This window comes from Streptomyces sp. NPDC025784, assembly GCF_055558435.1.
The window spans coordinates 96,403-112,791 of sequence record NZ_JBVHMN010000017.1; the positions used below are offsets into that span (position 1 = coordinate 96,403).

A 16,389-nucleotide genomic window follows, 5' to 3' on the forward strand; every position below is an offset into this window, starting at 1 on the left:
GATGGTGACCTTCGCGCAGGCGCAGGAGCGCGCGGAAGAGTGGATCAACGGGGACGTGGCCGCGTACCAGCACCGTGAGGTGCGGGTGCGGGAGTTCGAACTCGGTTTCGTGGTGTGGGGCGAGGACCGCGCCGACGGCCCCCGCTCCGACGGGGGCGCCCAGCGGCTGGTCATCGCGCGTGACAGCGGTGAGGCGACGCTGTGGCCCGCGCTGCCGGTGGGCGAGGTCATCCGCCGGTTCGAGGAGGAGTACGGGGTGGCGGACGCCTCCCCGGAACCGGCACCGGCGCCTTTGGCCCGGGTCGACCTGAACCAGACGTCGTTCCTGCTGAGCCCGCCGGAGTGGCTGCAGGAAGCCGCGGACAAGCTGGGTATTCCGGACCGGCGTTCGGGGTCCGTCGGGTCCGGTGGCCCCGAGGGGTCGGACGGGGCGGGGGGCCGGCCGGCCGCCGCTTCCGCGCCCGGTGCGCCGTCGACGCCGGGTGCGGGGACGCCGTGGCCCGCCGCGGCGGCCGACGAGCCTGCCCCGCCGCGGGACGCCGTGCCGGCGGGTGCGCCGGCCGACGCGACACCGTGGGCCGGGACCGACACCAACGCCGATGCCGGGGACGACCGTTCCGTACCGCTGCCGGCGACCGTGTTCGCGCCGCCGCTGACCGACGTCGACGCTCCCGACACCCCGCCGCCCGGGGCGACTTCGGACGCCAAGACCGCCCTGATGTCCGGGGGCAGCCAACTCCCGCGTACCGCTGTGTCACCCGCGGTCGGCGACCCCGACTCGCCCGCGCCGTCCGGTGCTTCGCAGGGCGGCCAGGGTGCACCGCAGGGCACGCCTCCGCCGGCCGCGCCCTCCTACGGTCATCCGCAGGGGGCGGGGACTCCGCCGCCGGGCGCGCCGCAGGGAGCGGCCGTTCCCGGTACGCCGCCGCCCGGCGCGCCGCAGGCCGCGGGTGTCCCGCCCACGCCTCCGCCCGCCGCGCCGTCGCGACCCCTGCCGCCCAACGCCGGTGACATCGCGGACGCCGCCACCAGCAAGGCGTCGCCGCCGGCCCGCGGAGCACGGGGCGGTGGCGCGAGCGCGCCGCATCCGCCGAGCGCCCCCGGTGTGCCGGGTGCGCGGCCGGGTGCCACACCGCCGCCGTCCGGGCCGGGTGCCCCGGGGACCCCGGCGGGCGGGTACGTGCCGACACAGCTCGTGTCGCAGCTCGGTCCCCAGGGCCCCGAGGGACCCGCCGGTCCTGTGGGGGCACCCGCCGTTCCTGGTGCTCCAGGGCAGCCGGGTGGTACGCCTCCGGGCGGTGTGCATCACGCGGCGACGATGCTTGCCGGTCCTTCTGTGGGTGGTCCGGGTGCGCCGCAGCCGCCTGGTGCGCCTGGTGTTCCGGGTGCTCCGGGGCAGCCGGGCGTTCCGGGTGCGCCGCAGGCGCCGGGTGGTACGCCTCCGGGCGGTGTGCACCATGCGGCGACGATGCTTGCCGGTCCTTCTGTGGGTGGTCCGGGTGCGCCGCAGCCGCCTGGTGCGCCTGGTGTTCCCGGGCAGCCCGCCGCTCCGGGTGCTCCGGGGCAGCCGGGTGGTACGCCTCCGGGCGGTGTGCATCACGCGGCGACCATGCTCGCGGGTCCTCCCGTCGGCGGCCCCGGTGCGCCGCAGCCCCCGCAGGCCCCCGGCATGCCCCCGGGCGCCCCGCAGCCCCTGCCCGGCCAGCAGCCCCCGGCGTACGGCTACCCCCAGGCGGGGCAGCCGACCGTCGGTCCCGGCTACCAGGCCGTGCTGCGCTACCGCGCGCAGGACGGCTCCGAGCAGCAGCTGATCAGGCGTTCCGCGCCGGGTACGCCGCACCCGGAGTGGCAGATCCTGCACGAGCTGCGCGCGATGAACGTGCCGCCGCAGCAAGTGCTCGAACTGCACACGGAGTTGGAGTCGTGCGAGCTGCCGGGCGCGTACTGCGCGCGGATGATCCGGGAGAGCTGGCCGCAGGCACGGATCACGAGCATCGCGCCGTACGGCACCGATCACGCGAGCCGGCAGCAGGGCATGCAGCAACTCCTCGCGCACCAGGGTGAGTTGCACCAGGTCGCGGACGGTCCCGCGCGCCCGGCGCCGGTGCGGGCGCCGATCCCGCCGGTGCAGCCCGCGCCGCCGGTCCCACCGGAGGCGATCGGGCAGGAGCTGGCGGCGGCGTTCGGGCCGGGCGTGTTCCGGTTCGACCAGGCCGCCGTGTCGCGGCAGGGCGTGCCGAACATCGTCGCGCACACCCTCGTCGTGGCCGGACTCCCGGTCGACATGGGCCCGTTCTTCTGGGCGCAGGCCCAGCCGGGCCGCCCGGTGCCCACGCTCGCCGAGCTGGCGCAGGAGCGCGGGGTGCAGCCGGCCGCGGACGCGGGCTCGTACCTCGTCATGGGCAGCGACTTCGGCAAGGCGATCTGTGTGCAGTACGGCACGGCGAACATCGTCGCGGTGCCGGTGGAGGCCGGGCCGGGTGGCGCTCCCGTGCCGCCGCAGTTCGTGAACAGCGGGCTGCCCGAGTTCGCGCGCTGCCTCGCCCTGCTCGGCCGGATGTGGCGGCTGCGCTTCGGCCTCAACCAGGAGCAGGCGGGCCGCTGGACCGTGGACTTCCAGGCCCAGCTCGCCTCGCTCGACCCGGCGGCCCTCGGTTCGCCGGAGAGCTGGTGGTCGGTCCTGCTGGAGCAGATGTGGGACGGCCTGTTGTAGCCCGTCGGGGGTACGGGCGCGTACGCGCCCGCCCTGCGTGATCGAGGCGTCCGACCCGTTCGACGGGTCGGACGCCTTCGTCGTTCCCGGCCGAACAGGGCTTGCGCGGGGCGCCCGATGACAGCGGAGCTTCTGTTTTTGACCTCGAAGAGCTCATCTCCGACCGAATGGGTGGGCGGAGTGTCGCGTTATGAACACTTCCGTGCGATCCATCAAGATGTCCGCAAAATCAATGATTTGCGCGAAATCTGCATTCCGGGACCGTCGTCCCGGGTGCTCCGGGCGGAGAAGGGGTCCAAGGATGAGCAGCGCATCGGGGTCGCCGTACGGCTTCAAGGCCGTACGGGGGCGTGGTTACCGTCCCGACCAGGTCGACGCCTATGCGGCGGCCCTCTCCCGCGACCGCGACACCGCCTGGGAACGGGCCGCCCGGCTGACCGTGCTGGCCAAGGAGATGGACGCGGAGGTCCGACGGCTGCGGCAGACCGTGGCAGGGCTGGCCCCGCAGACGTACGAGACGCTCGGCGAGGGCGCGCGCCGGATCTTCGAACTCGGCACCGCGGAAGCCGGGACGGTGCGGGAGAACGCGCTCGGCGAGGCCCGGCTGCTCGTCGACGACGCGGAGGCGACGGGCCGTGAGCTGCGCGAGGCCGCGCAGGCGTATGCCTACGAGGTGCGTGGCGTGGCCGAGGAACAGGCCCAGGAGCGGCTCCTCGCCGCCCGTGCCGAGGCCGACGAGGCGCGGATCTCCGCGCGGCGCGACATCAAGGAGCGCCGCAGCGCGGCGCTGGCCGCGCTGCGCGAGGTGCGGCAGCGCACGCAGGAACTGCTCGCCGAGCAGGAGAAGGTGCACGCCGAGCGCTGGGCAGAGGCCGAACGGGAGGCCGTCGAGCAGGAGGCCGAGCTCGACGCGCGGTACGTCGCACTCGTCGTGCGCGCCGAGGCCGCGCTGTCCGAGGCGGTGCGGGAGTTCGCCGAGGCCGAGGAGTGCGCACGGCGTCGGCAGGAGGACGCCGCGGGACGGGCCGCGGAGGTGCTCGCCGAGGCGCGGGTGAGTGAGGAGCAGGTCGCCCGGGAGACCGAGCGGGTGCTGCGGGAGCACCGGGAGCGGTGGGAGGACGTGCGGGCGCAGATGGACCAGGTGCAGACGAGTCTGACGTCTCTGACGGGGCGGGCCCCGGCGGAGTAGCCCCCGAGAGGGGCCGCTGTCCACCGGGTTGCCCGCTCCGCGGCGGGGTTTCCCACCCACCCACCCGTCTCGGTCGGGACGTCCGGCCGGTTAGTCGGCGGGGCGGTGTCAGGTTCGCCTGCGTACCGCTCCTGCCAGGATCCAGCCCTCCACCGCTTCGTACTGGCGGCGTTGTTCGTCGGACTGCTTCCGGCCGGAGGCCACCGTGCCGAGCCAGCCGTAGGCGAAGCCCAGGGGGATGGAGGCGATGCCCGTCGTGGTGAACGGGAACCAGTTGAAGTCGACGTCGGGGAACGCGGAGGTGGGGGAGCCGGAGACGAGGTTGGTGCCCGGCATGAGGACGAGGACGGTGAGGGTGCCGCCGATGAGGGTGGCCAGCAGGCCCGCTCGGGTGTAGCGGCGCCAGAACAGGCTGTAGACCAGGGCGGGCGCGATCGCGGAGGCGCCGAGGCAGAACGACAGCGTGATCAGGGGTTGCAGGCTGTGGTGCTGGACGAGCGTGGCGAGCAGGATGGCCCCCGCGCCGACCGCGAGGGCGGACAGGCGGGCCAGGAGCATCTCGTGACGTGGTGACATCTCGTCGTCGTGGCGGCGGGTGCGGAAGAGCCCGCCGCGTGCGAACACGTCGTGGGCGAGCGAGTTGGCGCAGGCCAGGATCATTCCGGCGACGGAGGCCAGCAGGGTCAGGAAGATCGCCGCGGTGACCGTGGTGAACAGGAGGGTCTCCGCCGTCGACACATCGGGGCCGAACGCGGCGCGGGAGCCGAGGAGATAGGCCGTGTTGCCCTGCGGGTCGGCGGCGGCGATCACCTTGCGGCCGATCAGGGCGGTGGCACCGAAGCCGATGACGCTGATGACGACGACGAACAGGGCGACGCAGGGCACGGCCCAGGACATCGAGCGGCGTACCTGCCGGGCGCTGTTCGCGGTGTACATCCGCATGGTGATGTGGGGCAGGCAGGCTCCGCCGAGGACGACGGTCAGCTCCGAGGTGATCATGTCCAGGCGGGGGCTGGTGCCGCCCGCGAACTCCAGGCCGGAGCGCAGGAACGCGGAGCCGACGCCGCTGTTGTGGCCGGCCGCGGCCAGCAGGGCTCCGGGATTCCAGTCGAAGCGGTGCAGGATGAGGGCGGCGACGACGGTGCCGGATCCGAGCAGCATCACGATCTTCATGATCTGGATGAGGGCGGTGCCCTTCATCCCGCCGATCGCCGCGTAGCTGATCATCAGTGCGCCGAGTCCGATGACGCAGCCGGTCTTCAGGGAGTCGTTGGAGAAGCCGAGGATGAAGGCGAGCAGGTCGCCGGCCCCGGCGAGCTGGACCAGCATCAGGGGGAGCAGCGCGATCAGGGTCACCGCGCACGCGGTCATGCGGACCGCGCGGCCGGGCATGCGGCGCGCGAGCGCGTCGCCCATGGTGAACCGGCCCGCGTTGCGCAGGGGTTCGGCCAGCAGGAACATCAGCAGCATCAGGGAGAGCGCGGTGCTCAGGGCGAGGACGACACCGTCGTAGCCGGTGAGCGCGATGATGCCGCTGGTGCCGAGGACGGTGGCGGCGGAGATGTAGTCACCGGCGATGGCGAGTCCGTTGCGCATCGGCGACATCGACCCGTATCCGGTGTAGAACTCGTCGAGGTCGTCGCGGTCGGGTCCGGTCATCACGCACAGCAGGAGCGTGATGGTGGCCACCGAGGTGAACGCGACGAGCGACATGGCCTGTGCGGAACTGCTGAAGCCGGTCATCGGGCCGCCTCCCGCCGCGCGTCCAGTTCGGTCTGCTTGCGGATCCGGTCGGCGATCGGGTCGACGGTCCGGCGGGCCGTGTACTCGTACAGTCCGATGGCCAGGCAGGTGACGGGGACCTGGAGCAGCCCGAGCAGCAGTCCGGTCGACAGTCCGCCGGAGACCGTGTTCGTCATCAGGGACGGGGCGAACGCGGACAGGATGAGGAAGAGGACGAAATAGCCGAGCGCGGTCAGGGTCGCCACGCGCCGCTGCCAGCGGTAGGCGCCGCGCAGCAGTCTGATGTCGCTGTGGTGTCCCAGAGCCTGACGGCGCGGCATGCGCCGGGGTTCGGGTGCGGGTCTGGCCGGCGGTGGCTGCCAGGGGTAGGTGACGTGGGCGGGGGAGACGCTGTTCGGGTGCGGTGTGTGCTGCGGGTGCGGCGGGTACTGCGGCTGCTGCGGGGACGTCGGCTGGGTGGTGGGCGGCTGGGCGGACCGGGGCCGTTGGTGGCGGGGCTGGTACGGGGGCTCGGCCGGTGTGGGGAACGGCCGTGGGTGAGGCGGCTGGTACTCGGGGGACGAGAACGCGTCTGGCATCCCGTTTCTCCTTGCGTGGCTCGGGTCCGGTGCGGACCGCAGGGAGCTGGGGGGTGAGCAGCGCACGCTACTCGTAGGTATGCCGGATGCGCTGCACTTTCACCAAACTGAGCGGTCGGTATGCGCTTGCTTCGGTGACCTGGGGTGTTACCCGCGTTCACAGGGGTGTGAGTGCCTGGACTCGGGGTACACGAAGGCACCGCTGATGCCCGTGTTGCCGCTGGTGGGAGCGGATGCGGGCCCGTCCGGCCGGGCCGGGGAGCCAGGTCGCCCGCGCCGTGCCGATGGTGTGGGCGCCGTGCCGGTGTTGTGTGCGTCGGTCCGCCGGTCGGTCGGTCCGCCGTGCCGTGTGGACCGGCTGCCGTCCGCGCGGCGGATCGCGGCCCGTGCGCACCGGCCGTCCGCGGGAGCGGATCGCGGCGGCCCTCACTCCGTGGGGGGCTTCAGCACCGGGAAGCGGCGCGGCGCGACGAACAGCACGACCAGGAAGGCGAGGGCGGCGGCGCAGGCCGCGCCCAGGTAGACGGCGTGCACGGCGTCGGCGACCGCATGCCGCAGGTGTTCGGCGGGCGCGCCCGAGTCCAGCGCGCGGGTCACCGAGTCGAGGTCGCCCGCGCCGCCGAGCCGCGCGGCGAGCACCCCGTTGGCGACGGCGCCGAACAGGGCGGCGCCCACGGTCTGTCCGGTCTGCCGGCAGAAAAGGACGGAGGCGGTCGTCGTGCCGCGTTCGGCCCAGCCGACGGTGGACTGGACGCCGATGAGCAGCGGCAGCTGGAACAGGCCCAGGGCGCCGCCGAGAAGCAGCATGAGGAGCGCGGGCTGCCACGGCTCGCCCGGACAGGGCAGGAAGGGGAAGGCGAGCAGCAGGAGGGTCGCCGTGCCGATGCCGAGCATCGCGGTGTTGCGGAACCCGATGCGCCGGTAGACGTGCTGGCTGAGCGCCGCGGACACCGGCCAGCTCAGCGTCCACACCGAGAGCACGAAGCCCGCGGCGATCGGGGCGAGCCCGAGGACGGCCTGCGCGTAGGTGGGCAGGAAGACGGTGGGCGCGACCATGAGCAGGCCCAGCGCGCCGAGGGCCAGGTTCACCGCGGCGATGGTGCGCCGGCGCCACACCCAGCCCGGGATGATCGGTTCGGCGGCGCGCCGCTCGACGGCGACGACGACGGCGATCAGGGCGAGGCCGGCGGTGAACAGGGCCAGGGAGGGCGCGGACAGCCAGTCCCAGGCGACGCCGCCCTGCACCAGCGCGGTGAGCAGGACACCGCCGCAGGCGAAGACGGCGAGGGCACCCGCCCAGTCGATGCGGGGGCGTCGCGCGGTGTCCCGTTCGCGTACGGGTTCGTGCAGGTGACGGACGATCAGCCACAGGGCGAGCGCGCCGATCGGCAGGTTGACGAGGAAGATCCACCGCCAGTCGGCGTAGGCCGCGAGGACTCCGCCCAGCGCGGGCCCGGCGACCGCCGAGGTCGCCCACACGGTGGACAGCTTCGCCTGGATCCTGGGACGTTCCTGGAGCGGGTAGAGGTCGGCGGCGAGCGTCTGCACGGTGCCCTGCAGGGCACCGCCGCCCAGGCCCTGCACGATGCGGAAGGCGATGAGCGCGCCCATGTTCCAGGCGGTGGCGCACAGCAGGGAGCCCGCCAGGAAGAGGACGGAGCCCGCGACCAGGACGGGTTTGCGGCCGAAGGTGTCGGAGAGCTTGCCGTAGACGGGCAGCGTGACCGTCACCGCGAGCAGGTAGCCGGAGAACAGCCAGGAGAACACGGAGAAGCCGCCGAGGTCGGCGACGATCTGCGGGACCGCCGTGGAGATGATGGTGGAGTCGAGCGCGGCCAGCGCCATCGCCAGCATCAGGGCGGCGACCACGGCGCGGCGCCCGCGCGTTCCGTTTCCCGGTGCGCCGGCCGGCGTGCCCGCGGGCCGTGCGGCCGGTATCTGCGTCTCTCCCTGGCCCACCCGGATTCCTTTCCCCCTGCATCCATCCGCCCCGGACAGCTTCCCACTTGACCCTCACGTCGCGGGAGGGTGGACGCTGACTGGGCCCGAGGGTGGATCTGACCCCGAGAAACAGTCCACCGAAGGGTGGAGAGCCCCTAGGGGTACCTCCGTACCAGGGGTCGGGGAGGGTTCGTACCGGCGGAGGACGAGACAGGCGGGGATGCGTCCTTAACCTGGCTTTACGCCGCTGGGGAGCGCGTCCGGTCGTACGGACCGCACCCACGGGGGTGGGGTTTTCCCCAGCAGAAGACTGGGCCGGGCACCAGAGCGCCGGGGCCCTCGCCACCACCAGACTTACCGACGTAGCCGGACGCACTTCGTCCAGCACCCAGATCCGGCAGACACCACTGCTGACCGACATAGGAGACATACCGTGACTTCGGCTGTGACCATTCCCAGGCACGGGGGCACTGGAGGGCGTACGGCCGTTGCCGCGCGGGCGCGGCAGGTCGTGAAGGCGTACGGGTCCGGGGAGACCCGTGTCGTCGCCCTCGACCACATCGACGTGGACATCGCACGCGGTCAGTTCACCGCCATCATGGGCCCCTCCGGGTCCGGCAAGTCCACGCTGATGCACTGCCTCGCCGGACTCGACACCGTCACCTCCGGCCAGATCCACCTCGACGAGACCGAGATCACCGGCCTGAAGGACAAGAAGCTCACCCAGCTGCGCCGCGACCGCATCGGCTTCATCTTCCAGGCGTTCAACCTGCTGCCCACGCTGAGCGCGCTGGAGAACATCACGTTGCCGATGGACATCGCGGGCCGCAAGCCCGACAAGGCCTGGCTGGCCCAGGTCGTGGAGACCGTCGGGCTCGCCGGCCGCCTCAAGCACCGGCCCAACCAGCTCTCCGGCGGCCAGCAGCAGCGCGTCGCGGTGGCCCGCGCCCTGGCCGCCCGGCCCGAGATCATCTTCGGTGACGAGCCGACCGGAAACCTCGACTCCCGGGCCGGCGCCGAGGTACTGGGCTTCCTGCGCCGCTCGGTCGACGAGCTCGGCCAGACCATCGTGATGGTCACGCACGACCCGGTGGCCGCCTCGTACGCGGACCGGGTGCTCTACCTCGCCGACGGCCGCATCGTCGACGAGATGTACCAGCCGACCGCCGACCAGGTCCTGGACCGCATGAAGGACTTCGACGCCCGGGGGCGCACGTCATGACCGTCCTGAAGACCTCGATGCGCAACTTCTTCGCGCACAAGGGACGCATGGCGCTCTCCGCCGTGGCGGTCCTGCTGTCGGTGGCCTTCGTCTGCGGCACGCTCGTGTTCACGGACACGATGAACACGACGTTCGACAAGCTGTTCGCGGCCACCTCCTCCGACGTGACGGTGTCGCCGAAGGACGCCAAGTCCGACGACACCCCGCAGAACGGCAAGCCCGACTCGATGCCGGCCTCGGTGCTCGCGCAGGCGAAGAAGGCGGACGGCGTCAAGTCCGCCGAGGGCGCCGTCAGTTCGATGAACGTCACCGTCGTCGACAGCGACAACAAGAACATGGGCTCCAGCAACGGCGCCCCGACGATCGCGGGCAACTGGACCCGTAACGACCTCCGTTCGATGGAGATCACCGAGGGACGTGCCCCGCGCGGACCGACCGAGGTGATGGTCGACGCCGACACCGCCGACAAGCATCACCTGAAGAGGGGCGACGAACTGCGCACCATCGCCGTCACCGGCGACTTCAGGGCGAAGATCGTCGGCATCGCCTCCTTCAAGGTGACCAACCCCGGTGCCGCCGTCGTCTACTTCGACACTGCCACCGCACAGCGTGAACTGCTCGGCTCCACCGGCCGGTTCACCCACATCAACGTCACCGCCGCGGCGGGCGTCACCGACGCGCGCCTCAAGCAGAACGTGACCGCGACGCTCGGCGCCGGCACCTACAAGGTGCAGACGCAGAAGGAGACCGCGGACGAGAACCGCAGCGACGTCGGCTCCTTCATGGACGTCATCAAGTACGCCATGCTCGGCTTCGCCGGTATCGCCTTCCTCGTCGGCATCTTCCTGATCATCAACACCTTCTCGATGCTGGTCGCCCAGCGCACCCGCGAGATCGGCCTGATGCGGGCGATCGGCTCGTCCCGCAAGCAGATCAACCGCTCCGTCCTCGTCGAGGCGACCCTGCTCGGCGTGTTCGGCTCGATCCTCGGCGTCGGCGCGGGCGTCGGCCTCGCCGTCGGCCTCATGAAGATCATGTCGTCGATGGGCATGGAACTGTCCACCCGCGACCTCACCGTCAAGGCGACCACCCCGGTCGTCGGCCTCCTCCTCGGCATCGTCGTCACCGTCCTCGCCGCCTACCTCCCCGCCCGCCGCGCCGGCAAGGTCTCCCCGATGGCCGCGCTGCGCGACGCCGGCACTCCCGCCGACGGCAAGGCCGGCCTCGTACGCGGCCTGATCGGCCTGGTCCTCACCGGCGCCGGAGCCGCCGCCCTCTACGCGGCGGCCACCGCGGACAAGGCGAGCGACGGCTCCCTCGTCCTGGGCGCCGGCGTGGTCCTCACCCTCATCGGGTTCGTCATCGTCGGCCCGCTGCTCGCCGGCGGAGTGGTCCGGGTGATCAGCGCAGTCCTGCTGCGCGCCTTCGGCCCCGTCGGACGCATGGCCGAGCGCAACGCGCTGCGCAACCCGCGCCGTACCGGCGCCACCGGCGCCGCCCTGATGATCGGCCTGGCCCTCGTCGCCTGTCTCTCCGTCGTCGGCTCCTCCATGGTGGCCTCGGCGACCAGCGAGCTCGACAAGTCGGTCGGCGCGGACTTCATCGTCCAGGGCAACCAGCGGATCGTCCCCCAGGCCGAGAAGGCCATGCAGACGACACCCGGCCTCGCCCACGTCACCCGCTACAAGGACGTCAAGGCCACGCTGACCTCCCCGGACGGCAAGACCGACGACAGCGGCATCACCGCCGCCGACCCGTCCTACGCGGACGACCTGCGCCGCGAGACCACCGCCGGCGAGCTGAGGGCCGCCTACGGCAAGGACGCCCTGTCCGTCGGCTCCGACTACGCCACCAAGCACCACGTCAAGGTCGGGGACACCCTCACCGTCGCCTTCGACCACGGCTCCACCGCGAAGCTCGAGGTCGCCGCGATCACGGACGACGACACGTCCATCGACCAGGGGGCCCGCTACACCAGCATCGCAACGATGAAGAAGTACCTGCCCGCGGACCGCATCCCGCCGAACGAGATCATGTTCGCCAAGGCCAAGGACGGCCAGGAGAAGGAGGCGTACGCGGCTCTGAAGAAGGCCATGGAGCCGTACCCGCAGTACCAGGTGCGCGACCAGACGGACTTCAAGCAGGAACTGAAGGACCAGGTCGGCCAGCTCCTCAACATGGTCTACGGCCTGCTGGCCCTCGCGATCATCGTCGCCGTCCTCGGCGTGGTGAACACCCTCGCCCTGTCCGTGGTGGAGCGCACCCGGGAGATCGGCCTCATGCGGGCCATCGGCCTCTCCCGCCGCCAGCTGCGCCGCATGATCCGCCTGGAGTCCGTGGTCATCGCCCTCTTCGGCGCACTCCTGGGCCTGGGCCTGGGCATGGGCTGGGGCGCCACCGCCCAGAAGCTCCTCGCCCTCGAAGGCCTGAACGTTCTCGACATTCCCTGGCCGACCATCATCGGGGTCTTCATCGGCTCCGCGTTCGTGGGCCTGTTCGCCGCGCTGATCCCGGCGTTCCGCGCGGGCCGGATGAACGTCCTGAACGCGATCGCCACCGACTGACCCGACAACCACCGTGCACGGGGGTCACGGGGGATGAGGCCGAGCCCGGTCCGGAGAACACCACTCTCCTGACCGGGCTCGGCCCTTTCCCGAACGGGGGGTTTCGGCTGGTCCGGTGGTCCGGGGCGCGAACGGGGAATCTCAGCCCGTCCGGCGTTCGAGGACGAGGCCGTCCAGGCCGATCCGGGGGTCCGGGGACGGAGCCCCCGGGTGCGGGACGGGAAGGGGCGGAGGGAGCGGAGGGGGCGAGAACCACTCGGGCCGGCACGAGCACTGGACCGGCACGAGCACGGGCCCGTCACGGGCACCGGAGCGGTACGAGCACGGGCCCGGCACGAGCACGGGCCCGGCACGAGCACCGGCCCGTCACGGGCACCGGAGCGGTACGAGCACGGAGCCGGCACGAGCACGGGCCCGGCACGAGCACGGGCCCGGCACGGGCACCGGAGCGGTACGAGCACGGGCCCGGCACGAGCACGGGCCCGGCACGGGCACCGGCCACGCCGAAGCGCCCCGAGCTGCTCGGAACGGCCCCCGTCCGGGGCCCGGAAACCGGCGTCGTCCACAGCCCGGCAGGCCACTGCCGGACCCGTCGTCCACAGCCCGGCCGCCACTACGGCACCGGCGTCAACCGCGCGGCCGCCGCTGCGGCAGGCCCCGCCGTCCCGGCGGAGCCGGGCCGCCGCCGGGGCCGTTGCCCACAGCCCCGGCACAGCCCAGCCCGGCGACGTACGCTGGAGACCCCCGGCCCGTCCCACGTGTCGGGCCCTTCGCGTTGCCCACCCTGGGATGGAAGCCCTTCATGAGCCTGCACGGTCTGCTCGACGCCGTCGTCAAGGACACCGCCCTCGCGGAAGCGGTGAAGGCCGCCACCGACGGCAACCGCATGCACGTCGACCTGGTCGGCCCGCCCGCGGCCCGCCCCTTCGCGATCGCGGCCCTCGCCCGCGACGCCGCCCGCCCCGTCCTGGCGGTGACCGCGACGGGCCGGGAGGCCGAGGACCTCGCCGCCGCCCTGCGCTCCCTCCTGCCGTCCGAGACAGTCGTGGAGTACCCCTCGTGGGAGACCCTCCCGCACGAGCGCCTCTCCCCGCGCAGCGACACCGTGGGCCGCCGCCTCGCCGTCCTGCGCCGCCTGGCGCACCCCCGCACCGACGACCCCGACACCGGCCCCGTCTCCGTCGTCGTCGCCCCCGTGCGCTCCGTGCTCCAGCCCCAGGTCAAGGGCCTCGGCGACCTGGAGCCCGTCGCCCTGCGCACCGGCTCGACCGCGGACCTCGGCGACATCGTCGAGGCGCTCGCGGCAGCCGCGTACTCTCGGGTCGAGCTCGTCGAGAAGCGCGGCGAGTTCGCCGTCCGCGGCGGCATCCTCGACGTCTTCCCGCCCACCGAGGAACACCCGCTGCGCGTGGAGTTCTGGGGCGACGACGTCGAGGAGATCCGCTACTTCAAGGTCGCCGACCAGCGGTCCCTCGAAGTCGCCGAACACGGCCTGTGGGCGCCGCCCTGCCGCGAACTGCTCCTCACCGACGACGTACGGCAGCGCGCCGCGGCCCTCGCCGAGGCGCACCCCGAGCTCGCCGAACTCCTCGGCAAGATCGCCGAGGGCATCGCGGTGGAGGGCATGGAATCCCTCGCCCCCGTCCTCGTCGACGACATGGAGCTCCTCCTCGACGTGCTGCCCGAGGGCTCCATGGCCGTCGTCTGCGACCCGGAGCGCGTCCGGACCCGGGCCGCCGACCTCGTGGCCACGTCCCAGGAGTTCCTCCAGGCGTCCTGGGCGGCGACGGCCGGCGGCGGCGAGGCCCCCATCGACGTCGGCGCCGCATCCCTGTGGTCCATCGCCGACGTACGGGACCGCGCCCGTGAACTGGACATGATGTGGTGGTCGGTGTCCCCGTTCGCCGCCGACGAGGAACTCGACGCGGACACCCTCAAGCTGGGCATGCACGCCCCCGAGACCTACCGCGGCGACACCGCCCGCGCCCTCGCCGACACCAAGGGCTGGCTCGCCGACGGCTGGCGCACCGTGTTCGTCACCGAGGCCCACGGCCCCGCCGCCCGCACCGTCGAGGTCCTCGGCGGCGAAGGCATCGCCGCCCGCCTCGACACCGAGCTGACCGACATCAGCCCGTCCCTGGTCCACGTCTCCTGCGGTTCCATCGACTACGGCTTCGTCGACCCCGCGCTCAGACTCGCCGTCCTCACCGAGACCGACCTCTCCGGACAGAAGGCGGCCGGCAAGGACGGCGCGCGCATGCCCGCCCGCCGCCGCAAGACCATCGACCCACTCACCCTCGAAGCCGGCGACTACATCGTCCACGAGCAGCACGGCGTCGGCCGCTACATCGAGATGGTGCAGCGCACCGTCCAGGGCGCCACCCGCGAGTACCTCGTCGTCGAGTACGCCCCCGCCAAGCGCGGCCAGCCCGGCGACCGCCTCTACATCCCCACCGACCAGCTCGAACAGATCACCAAGTACGTCGGCGGCGAAGCACCCACCCTGCACCGCCTGGGCGGCGCCGACTGGACCAAGACCAAGGCCCGCGCCAAGAAGGCCGTCAAGGAGATCGCCGCCGACCTCATCAAGCTCTACAGCGCCCGCATGGCGGCCCCGGGACACGCCTTCGGCACCGACACCCCGTGGCAGCGCGAACTGGAGGACGCCTTCCCGTACGCGGAGACCCCCGACCAGCTGACCACGATCGCCGAGGTCAAGGACGACATGGAGAAGACGGTCCCCATGGACCGCCTGATCTGCGGCGACGTCGGCTACGGCAAGACGGAGATCGCCGTGCGCGCCGCCTTCAAGGCGGTCCAGGACGGCAAGCAGGTCGCCGTCCTCGTGCCCACGACGCTCCTGGTGCAGCAGCACTTCGGCACGTTCTCCGAGCGCTACTCGCAGTTCCCCGTCAACGTGCGGGCACTCAGCCGCTTCCAGACCGACTCGGAGGCCAAGGCCGTCCTCGAAGGCCTGCGGGAGGGCTCCGTCGACGTCGTCATCGGCACCCACCGCCTGTTCTCGTCGGAGACCAAGTTCAAGGACCTCGGCCTCGTCGTCGTCGACGAGGAGCAGCGCTTCGGCGTCGAGCACAAGGAACAGCTCAAGAAGCTCCGCGCGAACGTGGACGTACTGACCATGTCCGCGACCCCCATCCCCAGGACCCTGGAGATGGCGGTCACCGGCATCCGCGAGATGTCCACGATCACCACCCCGCCCGAGGAACGCCACCCCGTCCTCACCTTCGTCGGCCCCTACGAGGAGAAGCAGATCGGCGCCGCCGTCCGCCGCGAACTGCTGCGCGAGGGCCAGGTCTTCTACATCCACAACCGCGTCGAGTCGATCGACCGCGCCGCCGCCCGGCTGCGCGAGATCATCCCCGAGGCGCGCATCGCGACCGCCCACGGCCAGATGTCCGAACAGACCCTGGAACAGGTCGTCGTCGACTTCTGGGAGAAGAAGTACGACGTGCTCGTCTCCACGACGATCGTCGAGTCCGGCATCGACATCTCGAACGCCAACACGCTGATCGTGGAGCGCGGCGACAACTTCGGCCTCTCCCAGCTGCACCAGCTGCGCGGCCGCGTCGGCCGTGGCAGGGAACGCGGCTACGCCTACTTCCTCTACCCGCCGGAGAAGCCGCTCACCGAGACCGCCCACGAGCGCCTCGCCACCATCGCCCAGCACACCGAGATGGGCGCCGGCATGTATGTGGCGATGAAGGACCTGGAGATCCGCGGCGCGGGCAACCTCCTCGGCGGCGAGCAGTCCGGCCACATCGCCGGCGTCGGCTTCGACCTGTACGTCCGCATGGTCGGCGAGGCCGTCGCCGACTACCGGGCCTCCCTGGAAGGCGGTGTCGAGGAGGAGCCGCCCCTGGAGGTCAAGATCGAGCTCCCCGTCGACGCGCACGTCCCCCACGACTACGCGCCCGGTGAGCGGCTGCGCCTCCAGGCGTACCGCTCCATCGCCTCCGCCAACTCGGAGGAGGACATCAAGGCCGTCCGCGAGGAACTCGTCGACCGCTACGGCAAGCTGCCCGAGCCCGTCGAGAACCTGCTCCTCGTGGCCGGCCTGCGCATGCTCGCGCGGGCGTGCGAGGTCGGCGAGATCGTCCTGCAGGGCAACAACATCCGTTTCGCCCCGGTGGAGTTGCGCGAGTCGCAGGAACTGCGGCTGAAGCGGCTCTATCCCGGGACGGTCATCAAGCCGGCCGTCCACCAGATCCTGGTGCCCCGCCCCAAGACCGCGAAGGTCGGCGGCAAGCCGCTGGTCGGACGCGAACTCCTCGGGTGGACGGGCGAGTTCCTGGCGTCGGTCCTCGGGTCGTAGGGGGCCGCGGGAGCGTACGGGCCCGGTGGCGTACGGGCCGCGGGCGCCACGGCCGGGCGGGACCGCCGGTCCGGGGTGCCTGCGGCCGTGACACCTGCGGCGGGCC

Annotated in this window: 8 protein-coding genes; 5 read left to right on the forward strand and 3 right to left on the reverse strand. The window is 72.3% G+C overall.

Annotated features, from left to right (window positions below; genetic code table 11):
- The first annotated feature begins 1 nt into the window (after nucleotide 1).
- Complete coding sequence (locus ACZ4IF_RS32135; protein WP_467569169.1) at nucleotides 2-2,713, forward strand: SUKH-4 family immunity protein; 2,712 nt, start codon at nucleotides 2-4, stop codon at nucleotides 2,711-2,713.
- 301 nt (nucleotides 2,714-3,014) lie between these two features.
- Nucleotides 3,015-3,902, forward strand: coding sequence for a cellulose-binding protein (locus ACZ4IF_RS32140; RefSeq protein WP_467569172.1), 888 nt, complete (start codon nucleotides 3,015-3,017; stop codon nucleotides 3,900-3,902).
- Nucleotides 3,903-4,010: 108 nt separating this feature from the next.
- Here the strand turns inward: ACZ4IF_RS32140 and ACZ4IF_RS32145 are convergent, their stop codons facing one another.
- The 3 genes from ACZ4IF_RS32145 to ACZ4IF_RS32155 form a co-directional block, all read right to left on the reverse strand.
- Nucleotides 4,011-5,645, reverse strand: a complete 1,635-nt coding sequence (locus ACZ4IF_RS32145; protein ID WP_467569175.1) for a sodium/solute symporter — start codon at nucleotides 5,643-5,645, stop codon at nucleotides 4,011-4,013.
- Nucleotides 5,642-6,223, reverse strand: coding sequence for a DUF485 domain-containing protein (locus ACZ4IF_RS32150; RefSeq protein ID WP_467569178.1), 582 nt, complete (start codon nucleotides 6,221-6,223; stop codon nucleotides 5,642-5,644). Before ACZ4IF_RS32150 ends, ACZ4IF_RS32145 begins: the two co-directional genes overlap by 4 nt.
- Nucleotides 6,224-6,649: 426 nt before the next feature.
- Nucleotides 6,650-8,161 (reverse strand): MFS transporter, encoded by a 1,512-nt coding sequence (locus ACZ4IF_RS32155; protein ID WP_467569387.1) that lies wholly within the window; start codon nucleotides 8,159-8,161, stop codon nucleotides 6,650-6,652.
- 436 nt (nucleotides 8,162-8,597) lie between these two features.
- On the opposite strand from ACZ4IF_RS32155, the gene ACZ4IF_RS32160 reads away from it, so the two are divergent.
- The 3 genes from ACZ4IF_RS32160 to mfd all read left to right on the forward strand — a co-directional run bounded on the left by ACZ4IF_RS32160 (nucleotide 8,598) and on the right by mfd (nucleotide 16,283).
- Nucleotides 8,598-9,386 (forward strand): ABC transporter ATP-binding protein, encoded by a 789-nt coding sequence (locus tag ACZ4IF_RS32160; RefSeq protein WP_095934847.1) that lies wholly within the window; start codon nucleotides 8,598-8,600, stop codon nucleotides 9,384-9,386.
- The gene (locus tag ACZ4IF_RS32165) at nucleotides 9,383-11,950 is read left to right on the forward strand and encodes an ABC transporter permease (RefSeq protein ID WP_467569182.1); all 2,568 of its coding nucleotides are present in this window, start codon (nucleotides 9,383-9,385) and stop codon (nucleotides 11,948-11,950) included. The genes ACZ4IF_RS32160 and ACZ4IF_RS32165 overlap by 4 nt, the downstream gene beginning before the upstream one ends.
- 802 nt (nucleotides 11,951-12,752) lie before the next feature.
- The gene (mfd, locus tag ACZ4IF_RS32170; RefSeq protein WP_467569185.1) at nucleotides 12,753-16,283 is read left to right on the forward strand and encodes a transcription-repair coupling factor; all 3,531 of its coding nucleotides are present in this window, start codon (nucleotides 12,753-12,755) and stop codon (nucleotides 16,281-16,283) included.
- Nucleotides 16,284-16,389 lie beyond the last annotated feature (106 nt).

What these genes read in the sequence shown, in the direction of transcription:
- ACZ4IF_RS32135 (WP_467569169.1), top strand. Translation starts at nt 2, where the DNA reads ATGGTGACCTTCGCGCAGGCGCAGGAGCGCGCGGAAGAGTGGATCAAC.
- ACZ4IF_RS32140 (WP_467569172.1), top strand. Translation starts at nt 3,015, where the DNA reads ATGAGCAGCGCATCGGGGTCGCCGTACGGCTTCAAGGCCGTACGGGGG.
- ACZ4IF_RS32145 (WP_467569175.1), bottom strand. Translation starts at nt 5,645, where the DNA reads ATGACCGGCTTCAGCAGTTCCGCACAGGCCATGTCGCTCGTCGCGTTC.
- ACZ4IF_RS32150 (WP_467569178.1), bottom strand. Translation starts at nt 6,223, where the DNA reads ATGCCAGACGCGTTCTCGTCCCCCGAGTACCAGCCGCCTCACCCACGG.
- ACZ4IF_RS32165 (WP_467569182.1), top strand. Translation starts at nt 9,383, where the DNA reads ATGACCGTCCTGAAGACCTCGATGCGCAACTTCTTCGCGCACAAGGGA.
- mfd (WP_467569185.1), top strand. Translation starts at nt 12,753, where the DNA reads ATGAGCCTGCACGGTCTGCTCGACGCCGTCGTCAAGGACACCGCCCTC.